7 protein-coding genes are annotated in these 8,344 nt (G+C 37.3%); 1 reads left to right on the top strand and 6 read right to left on the bottom strand.

What is annotated here, in order from left to right; all coding sequences use genetic code 11:
* Nucleotides 1–104: 104 nt before the first annotated feature.
* The 6 genes from M2139_RS13910 to M2139_RS13885 form a co-directional block, all read right to left on the bottom strand.
* Nucleotides 105–1,577, bottom strand: coding sequence for a hypothetical protein (locus M2139_RS13910; protein ID WP_280739443.1), 1,473 nt, complete (start codon nucleotides 1,575–1,577; stop codon nucleotides 105–107).
* A gap of 27 nt (nucleotides 1,578–1,604) precedes the next feature.
* On the bottom strand, nucleotides 1,605–2,153 hold the full coding sequence (locus M2139_RS13905) for a sigma-70 family RNA polymerase sigma factor (protein ID WP_280739449.1): 549 nt from the start codon (nucleotides 2,151–2,153) through the stop codon (nucleotides 1,605–1,607).
* 220 nt (nucleotides 2,154–2,373) lie between these two features.
* On the bottom strand, nucleotides 2,374–4,989 hold the full coding sequence (locus tag M2139_RS13900; RefSeq protein WP_280739444.1) for an ATP-dependent RecD-like DNA helicase: 2,616 nt from the start codon (nucleotides 4,987–4,989) through the stop codon (nucleotides 2,374–2,376).
* A 28-nt stretch (nucleotides 4,990–5,017) separates the two neighbouring features.
* Nucleotides 5,018–5,644, bottom strand: coding sequence for a histidine phosphatase family protein (locus M2139_RS13895; protein ID WP_280739445.1), 627 nt, complete (start codon nucleotides 5,642–5,644; stop codon nucleotides 5,018–5,020).
* A gap of 20 nt (nucleotides 5,645–5,664) precedes the next feature.
* The gene (trmL, locus tag M2139_RS13890) at nucleotides 5,665–6,171 is read right to left on the bottom strand and encodes a tRNA (uridine(34)/cytosine(34)/5-carboxymethylaminomethyluridine(34)-2'-O)-methyltransferase TrmL (RefSeq protein ID WP_280739446.1); all 507 of its coding nucleotides are present in this window, start codon (nucleotides 6,169–6,171) and stop codon (nucleotides 5,665–5,667) included.
* Nucleotides 6,172–6,471: 300 nt separating this feature from the next.
* Entirely contained in the window at nucleotides 6,472–7,329 is an 858-nt protein-coding gene (locus M2139_RS13885) for a methyltransferase domain-containing protein (RefSeq protein WP_280739447.1), read from the bottom strand.
* A 120-nt stretch (nucleotides 7,330–7,449) separates the two neighbouring features.
* Here M2139_RS13885 and M2139_RS13880 point away from each other — a divergent pair, with 120 nt between their 5' ends.
* Nucleotides 7,450–8,085 carry a copper homeostasis protein CutC gene (locus M2139_RS13880; RefSeq protein ID WP_280739448.1) on the top strand — a complete coding sequence of 212 codons (636 nt, stop codon included), beginning with the start codon at nucleotides 7,450–7,452 and terminating at the stop codon, nucleotides 8,083–8,085.
* The last annotated feature ends 259 nt before the right edge of the window (nucleotides 8,086–8,344 follow it).

Raw genomic sequence — 8,344 nt, 5'->3', positions numbered from 1 at the left:
ACCTAAAAAAACAGAAATCCCACAAAACCATAATGGTTTTCATAGAATTTCTTTTTTTTGAAACTACGAACATAATTTACTTATGTCACAGCCCCGTTTCAGTATTACTCAAATAGTTTAAATTTGGTATTTTTTATATGATCTGGATTTTCATAAGAATTATCATTTAAAAAGAAATGTTCTACATCTTCCGCGGGAACAAAAAAACCAATTTCAAAGGTCTGACTAGATTTTTTAGCTAATGTACCGATGTTGTAATAGCTTTTGTAATTACTGCTGCCATTTTCTAAATAAGCTAGTTCGTAATAATCGTGTGCTGTATAGGCCTGTGGCACAGTGAACTCTTCTTCCCCATTTTGATTTTGATAATAGTAGCCAGCCTTTTCAAAGAGTGAAACGCCACCAGCTTGGAAATAATAATCTGGTAAATCATAATCTGAATCATTTTCCAGCGTCACTTGAATTTTAAGGAATTTTAATTGACTAGTTTTTGTAGCAATTAATTCATCTAAACTGTTGATACCATCACCTCTTTTATAAACTTGCGCTTCAAAAGGCAGAAAGTTACCAGCTTCATCCATTACACCATCCTCAATCATTTGGCGCATCGTCCCCACTTGATAAGATGGATCATTTTGATAATCAATGACCCCACTTAAAGAATCATGGATGCTTACTTGATTAACTGTTAATGTCAGCTGAGCCTCTTCATCAACGCCACCAACTAAAGTTGTAAAAGTCGTTGGCTCCCCAATTTTTTTAATCGTTGGGGCATTAACCGCTACACGGCTTTCTTCTAAAGGGATTTTTCCTGTTTTAAAATCACCATTTTGATCAATGTATCCCCCATCTTCATTTATTTCTTGATTAAGTGGCATCACTTGATTTAAGCTCCCACTTGCTGGAATTAACTGAGCATTTTCAATAATCCGTTGCAAATCATCATTGGTCAGATTTTCACTCACCCACATCATTAAAACAATTTCTTCCTCTTCAAATAAAACATAAACTTCTTTAGTCAAATCTGTAGCGACTGCTGTTTTTTCAATAATCCAAGTCTGGTGTCCACCAATATTTTCGGCAACCACCTCTTTGGTATAGCGGGTTTCAAAAGTCTCTTCTCCTGCCACTGAATAGAGTATCGTTGAAATACTACTTTGATCATTTTGATTCCAAAATTTTATCGGTGCTTCTCCTTCGTTATAAAGCATCGGTTCCCAATTATCCGGTAAATAATTTAGCTGTAAGTAATAACCTTGCATATCCGTTGATTTTTTTTCGCTATTAACATTTAACTTACTAGAAAATTTGTCTTGTTGAAAATAAACTTGCCATATTTTATTAGCCGCAAAAACTGTAGTCGGTAATAAAATCGCCAATATGATTACTACTACCAATGAAAAGCGACGACTTTTAGCAAAAAAGCCAACTTTTTCTTTAGCTACTATTTTACTTTGCACTTTATTTAAAATCCTTTTTTCGCTCTGCTGAGAATATGTCTGATTCATATGACTTAAATACTCATCTAGATTTTCCTCTGACAAATTCGTAAAAGGTGCTTCTTCATATTTTTTCATTTTGAATTTTTCTCCTTTACTCATCACTTATTTTTCATCCAACTGATGATAGTACATTTGTCGCTCCATCACTTGACGAATTTTCTTTTTCCCTTGATAGAGCCGATTGTGAACTTCTTTAACAGATAGTTGCATATTTTCAGCAATAATTTTCGGCTTTAGCTCATAAAAATATCGTTGTAGACAAATTTCGCGAGTAGGTTCATCTATTAATAGTAAAGCTTCAAAAAAATCATCCCAAACATCTTCAGTCGCACCCATTTCTTTAGGTAGCTCCTCTATCGGAAATTCTGTTAATGGCAGAAACATTCGGCGATTACGCTTCAATTGGTTTAAAGCCATACTTTTAGTTAATAAAACCAAATAATTTTTCAAAGAGCCTTTTTCAGGCTGATATTTTTGTGGATTCTGCCAAAAGCGAATAAATACATCGCTGACTAGCTCTTCAAGATCCTCGCGATTAGCTTGCTTACCTAACACCGATAAAGCAACCACGTATAGTAGTTTGGAATATTGTTGAACCAATTGACTTAGCTCAAGCTCCGCTTGATCAACTCTTAGAATTTCTTCACTCATCACGCTCTTTTATAGCTCCTTTATCAAAAGTAGCCGACACTACTTAAAATTTTTATTTCATTGAATCAGTCACTGCAGCTAACTGGTTTCACTATATATACAACTAAAAAGAAAAATACTCTTAAAAATTTCCAAAAATTCTTGAAAACCACCTAACTAGACAAAAAAATCTCCATTAATTGCGTTTTATCACAATTAACAGAGATTTACAATTTAATTATCACTCCATAAACATAGCAGGAGTTATATTTTCCATTCCAATCATCGGGTCGATAGTTTGTTTTTGAATAGCCGCCAGCGTTAATACAAAATCTTCAATCATGCTTTCAGCTTCCGGATTAGCGACTTCAGCCGACGAGTTATCCTCTTTTGCTAAATCAAATAGGCTCGGCGTTTGTAAAATTTCTTCCTCAACAACTGGTGTTTTAGTTTCGGCTTTCACGACTTCCTGATAATCAATGACTTTATCCGTTTTTGCTACAACAGCTGTTTTTTTCTCACTAACTTCAGCGCTAGTAAAAATGGCTTCTTCTGAAACTAAGGTTTCTTCGTAATTTTCCAGTTGCTGACGGGTTATGGCAGACATTTCTTCTGCCCCTAAAATTCGCTCTTTTAAGCTGGTTAAGCGATTGGCAGATTCATGCGCCACACAAGTTGCAAATGCTTGCGGTTCCCCGACTAAAATCAATAAATCCTTGCTTCGCGTAATCGCAGTGTACAACAAATTCCTTTGCAACATGCGGGAATATTGTCGCACCATTGGTAAAATTACCATTTTAAACTCGCTACCTTGGGATTTATGAATCGAACAACAGTAAGATAAAGTAATTTTATTCCATTCATTTCGTTTATAAGTAACTTCATTACTATCAAATTGAATAATCAACTCATCAACTTTGTCATCGGTTTCTTTAGAATAAGTGATACCGACAATTTGCCCCATATCCCCATTAAAAACATTCAACTCAGGTGAGTTAACTAATTGTAGCACCTTATCGCCAATTCGATAAACCGTTTCATTCCAGACAACTTCTTTTCGGGAGCCATCGGGATTGCTGTTAAAAATCTCTTGCATCATTTTGTTAAGAGCATCAATTCCAGCTACACCGCGATACATGGGCGCTAAAACTTGAATATCTTGCGCAGTAAAACCTTTTAATTTGGCTTTTTCAACAATTTGACGAATCAACGGTTCGATTTGTTGCGCTTGACAAGCAAAGAAAGAACGGTCTTTTTGGTTTTGAGTAAAATCGGCTGGCAAACGCCCGGCTTTTATTTCATGAGCCAAAGGAATAATGCTGGAGCCTTCTCCTTGCCGGTAAATTTCATTCAATTCTTTTTTCGGAATCGCTGAAATTTGCAATAAATCATGTAAAACTTGCCCCGGACTAACGGAAGGTAGCTGATCTTTATCCCCAACAAAAATCACTTGCATATTGGTAGGAATGGCTTTAAATAATGTGTTAGCGAGCCACGTATCAATCATTGACATCTCATCAACGATTAACAAGCCCCCTTCTAATTCCTTGTCTGACATCATCGGCGCTTTTTCACGACCATTTAGGCCTAACAGCCGATGAATCGTGCTAGCTGGCAATCCAGTGGTCTCATTCATGCGTTTGGCAGCTCGACCAGTGGGAGCGGCTAATAAAATCGGAAAAATTTTATCAGTATATTTTTCTGGCGCCAATTCAAAACCATTTAATTCCGCAAACAATTGCACAATACCATTGATTACTGTCGTTTTCCCAGTCCCAGGTCCACCGGTTAAAATAAACAAAGGCGACTTAATCGCTTCTTTAATCGCAGCTTCTTGAGAGGCACCGTAAGTAATGCCATTTTGTTTTTGAATCATTCGTAAAACTTTATCAATTTCTTTTTCCGGATATTGAATTTCTTTTTTACGACTTAATAAACGTTGAACGGAGTTACCAATCCCCCATTCAGAGAAAAACAAACTGCTTTCATAAAGTTTCGTTTCTTCTTGCTGAATTTTGCCTTCTTCCACTAGCTGAATGATGCAGTCAACCACTTGATTCACTGAAATTTCTACCGGCCGACTACTTTCCAGCAAGTCAATTACTTGATTTAACAACATTTCAGCTTCAATGTAAGTATCCCCAGTTTCCATGGCATGTTGAAAGTTTTGATGCAAAATCGCCGCCCGAATTCGCTGCGGTGTATCTGGTGCAATCCCTAACTGGGTAGCAATATTATCCGCCCGCTTAAAGCCGATGCCTTCAATATCTTCTACCAACTGATAAGGATTTTCTTCAATAACCGTCAAAGCTTCATTGCGATAAAATTGATAAATCGCAAAAGACAGCTGACTACCAAAACCATAGCGACTCAAGCCAACAATCACTTGGTCCATTCCGTGATTCAAACGTAAAGTCTCTAAAATCTGTGCTTGTTTTTTTTGATTCAAGTTAGCTACTTTATTTAATAAATCGGGCTGCTCCAAAATCTCTTCAATAGCATTTTCACCCAAAGCTTCAACAATTTTTCCCGCCGTTTTTTTACCAATTCCCGCAAATTTTTCACTGGATAAATAATTAATTAAACCACTGGCAGAAGTGGGGCGTTCCTGTTGATAACTGTCTACTTGAAACTGGCGACCATAACGAGGATGATCAACAAAATTTCCATAAAAGCGATAAAGTTCTGCTTCTTGAATTTCTCCAAAACTACCTGTGACAACAAATTGGGGTTCTGGCAATTCAACATTGGCTTCTTTAGCAGAAATCAATAATACTTTATAAAAATTTGAGGGATTCTGAAAAAAAATCGCTGCGACTTCGCCAACGACATATTTTCTTTCCTCTGCTTCAAACATGCTTCCGCCTCCTTTACTAGTGATTTAATTATTTCAAAAAGTGATTATCGTTCCACTTAACTAAGTGATAAGGCAGTTTGTCATCAGCGGTTGTTTCTAAAATCGACAAACTGCTGTTGGTTAAGCCCCCGTGGCTTCTTAATTCTGCTAAGCTTTTCCCAGCTAACCACTGCACCGCTGCTGTCATAGAAGCGCCGTGGCCTACAAACAGCAAAGGACCTTGATGCTGTGCAACCGCTGCTAAAACAATCCGTGACATCCGCTCTAACACTGCTTGAATTTCTTCGCCGTTAAAAGGCGTAGGATCGTATTTATCCAGATGATAACGCATATTATCTAAGTTTTCACTATAAGCTGTGCGACATTCTGCAATTAATTGCCCTTCCAAATCCCCTAAACCAAATTCCCGTAAATCATCAGAATAAATAATTTCCACAGGTCGCTTTAATTCATTGGCAATGCCTTGTGCTGTTTCTCTGGCCCGTTGCGAAGTGCTAGCGTAAATTTTTTCAAAAGGTACAGCTTGTAAATACTTCCCCAATTTTTTAATTTCTTGATAGCTCTCTGGCAATAACGGCGAGTTGCCATTTTTTCCTTGAAAACGCATTTGATCATTCCATTCTGTTTTGCCATGGCGTGTAAAATAAAGCTGCATCTTTTTACATCCTTTGCTTTTTAGTCTAGTTTATCATTTTCATAGTGGTGGCTGTATTCCATATTAGGAAATCCTTGTTGCCGCAATGCTTCATAGACAATCATCGCCGCTGTATTTGATAAATTTAGCGAGCGCACATGTTGATCATTCATGGGGATCCGCAGACATTTTTCTTCATTTTCCCGCATAAATTCTTCTGGTAAACCGGTTGTTTCTTTACCAAAGATAAAAAAATGATCTTGTTCATCAGCAAAATTCGCTTCGCTATAGATGCGATTAGCAAATTTCGTAATTAAATGTAGCGGCCGCTCGCCAAGATAAGTTAAAAAATCAGCTAACGATTGATGATAGGTAATATCGACACTATGCCAATAATCCAGACCCGCTCTTTTAAGCTGCTTGTCATCTGTTAAAAAGCCTAACGGTTCAATCAAATGTAAAGGTGTATTGGTTGCTGCACAGGTTCTGGCAATGTTGCCGGTATTGGCAGGAATTTGTGGTTCAAAAAGCACAATATGATTTGTCATGATTTTTCCCTCGCTTATCATTTTAAGGTACAAAAAAAACGTACCGTCTCGGTGTCTAGCACTGCGAGGCGTTACGTTAGTGAAGCTCTTCTCACTAACTTTTATCAGAACAGGACCCTGATAAAAACCAATGAAAAAATAACTTGTTGTAAATATAACATCAATTGTTAGAATAATCAAGCCTTTTTCCGGCTTTTTTCTAAAATTCAGCACTTTTTTCTGAGTTATTTTCAGAATATGAAATTTTTAAGTTTGATATTTTCATTTTCTTACAAGAATGTTCGTTTTTTAGCTAATTTATTACTTTTTCTTCGCTCTAAGGAGATGAACATCAATGGTGATTTCTTTTAAAGGATGCTCTCGCAAGAAAGCTTTTCGCTCTTGAGAAACGCCCCACTCTAAAGGCGACATCTCTAACAAATCTAAACGCAAAGTTTCGGGAATCGCAAAAGAGTAAGTTAACTGCTGTTCTTCCACAATCGTCATTTTTTCAGCTAATTTTTCTAAGACTTTTTCATTAGAATAGTGTTGTTTTGCCTTTTCTTCGGGATAAAAAGCTTGCCGCAACTCTTTTAAATACTCCTTGCCAGGAATGACTTTAATCAACTCCCCTTCATCAGCTAAAACCCGCTGAAACTCTTGATAATGGGAAGGTGAAAAAATATTTAAAATTCGCTGAAAGCTATTATCAGCAAAAGGTAAATTGGTTAAATCCGCCACACACCAAAAATGCTGCTGCGCTAAATTATTGTGATTAGTCGCTAAATAAACGCCTTCTTTAGCAATATCAAATCCGACAGTCAGCGGAATTTTTGCGATATTTTCTAATTCTGCTAAAAAGCTGCCTTCCCCACAACCAATATCTAAAACTTTTTCTTGCGCGCCAAGCCATTGACGAATTACGGTTAAAACCGGCTGATACATGCCGCCACGAATCAAACGCCCCCGCGGTAAAAACATTTCCTCGTCGTAACCCGACTGATGATTTTGTTTTAAGAAAAACAAAGTGCCTTTTTTCGATAAATCAAAACGATGATTATTTTCACAACTTAAACTATAAGCTTGCTGCTTAACATCGCTATGGCAAAAAGGACAACGAAACAATGCCGGATTTTCCGCTAAAAACAAACGCCCCTGCTCAATTTTTTTTAAGGTCATTTTCCATAAACTCTTTCATCTAAAATAAAATTCTTCCCCTTATCTTACTATTGATAGTCAACAACTGCAACTATCTGTGGTACAATCCATTTAGTTAATTATATTTTTCAGGAGGCAATTATGATTAAAGAATTTTGTGCAGAAAATTTCACTAATATTCCCCAAGCAATTCACGCTGGCGCAACCCGCATTGAACTGTGCGATAATTTAACAGTAGGTGGCACGACCCCCAGCACCGGTGTCATTGAAGAAACTATTCAGTACGCTCAAGAACACGGAGCTTCTGTCATGACCATGATTCGCCCCCGCGACGGTAATTTCGTTTATAACGATATTGAATTGAAAATTATGCATACTGATTTAATTGAAGCAAAAAAATTAGGCACTGACGGCGTTGTTTTCGGCTGTTTAAATGAAGAAAACTGGCTAGATGAAGAAGCTTTAGAACTATTTATCGAACACAGCGAAGGCCTACAAATCACTTTCCATATGGCGTTTGATGCAATTCCAGTTGAAAAACAATTCGCCGCCATTGATTGGTTAAGCGAACATGGTGTACAACGAATTTTAACCCACGGCGGACTAGCCAACACAAAAATCACAGATAATCTAGAACGTTTAAAAGCCCTAATCACCTACGCAGACAACCGCATTATTATTTTACCCGGCGGTGGCATCACTAGCGAAAACGCCGCTGAAATAGCAGAAGCATTACAAGTAACTGAACTACACGGCACAAAAATCGTTGATATTTAATCGAAAAAGCGGAGTGAGCTTGGTCAGCTCACGAGCAAAATACAGAATTAAATTATAGTGGCGTTTTCTGCCACGAATTTCATTCTCATTTTGCCGAAGAGAGCTAGCTCACAAAAAAGCAGCGTACCTATCCGCCGCTAACAAAAAAAGTTTACCAGCAATTTGGAACTGACCCAGAATAGTGGGACATAATAAAAAAGCACTTCTTGTTGAATTCAAGTAAAATGAATTTAACAGGAGGTGCTTTTTAGCATGACAA

This window comes from Enterococcus sp. PF1-24 (assembly GCF_029893325.1).
Lineage (GTDB): Bacteria > Bacillota > Bacilli > Lactobacillales > Enterococcaceae > HY326.
This window is presented reverse-complemented; position numbering and strand designations above follow the sequence as displayed.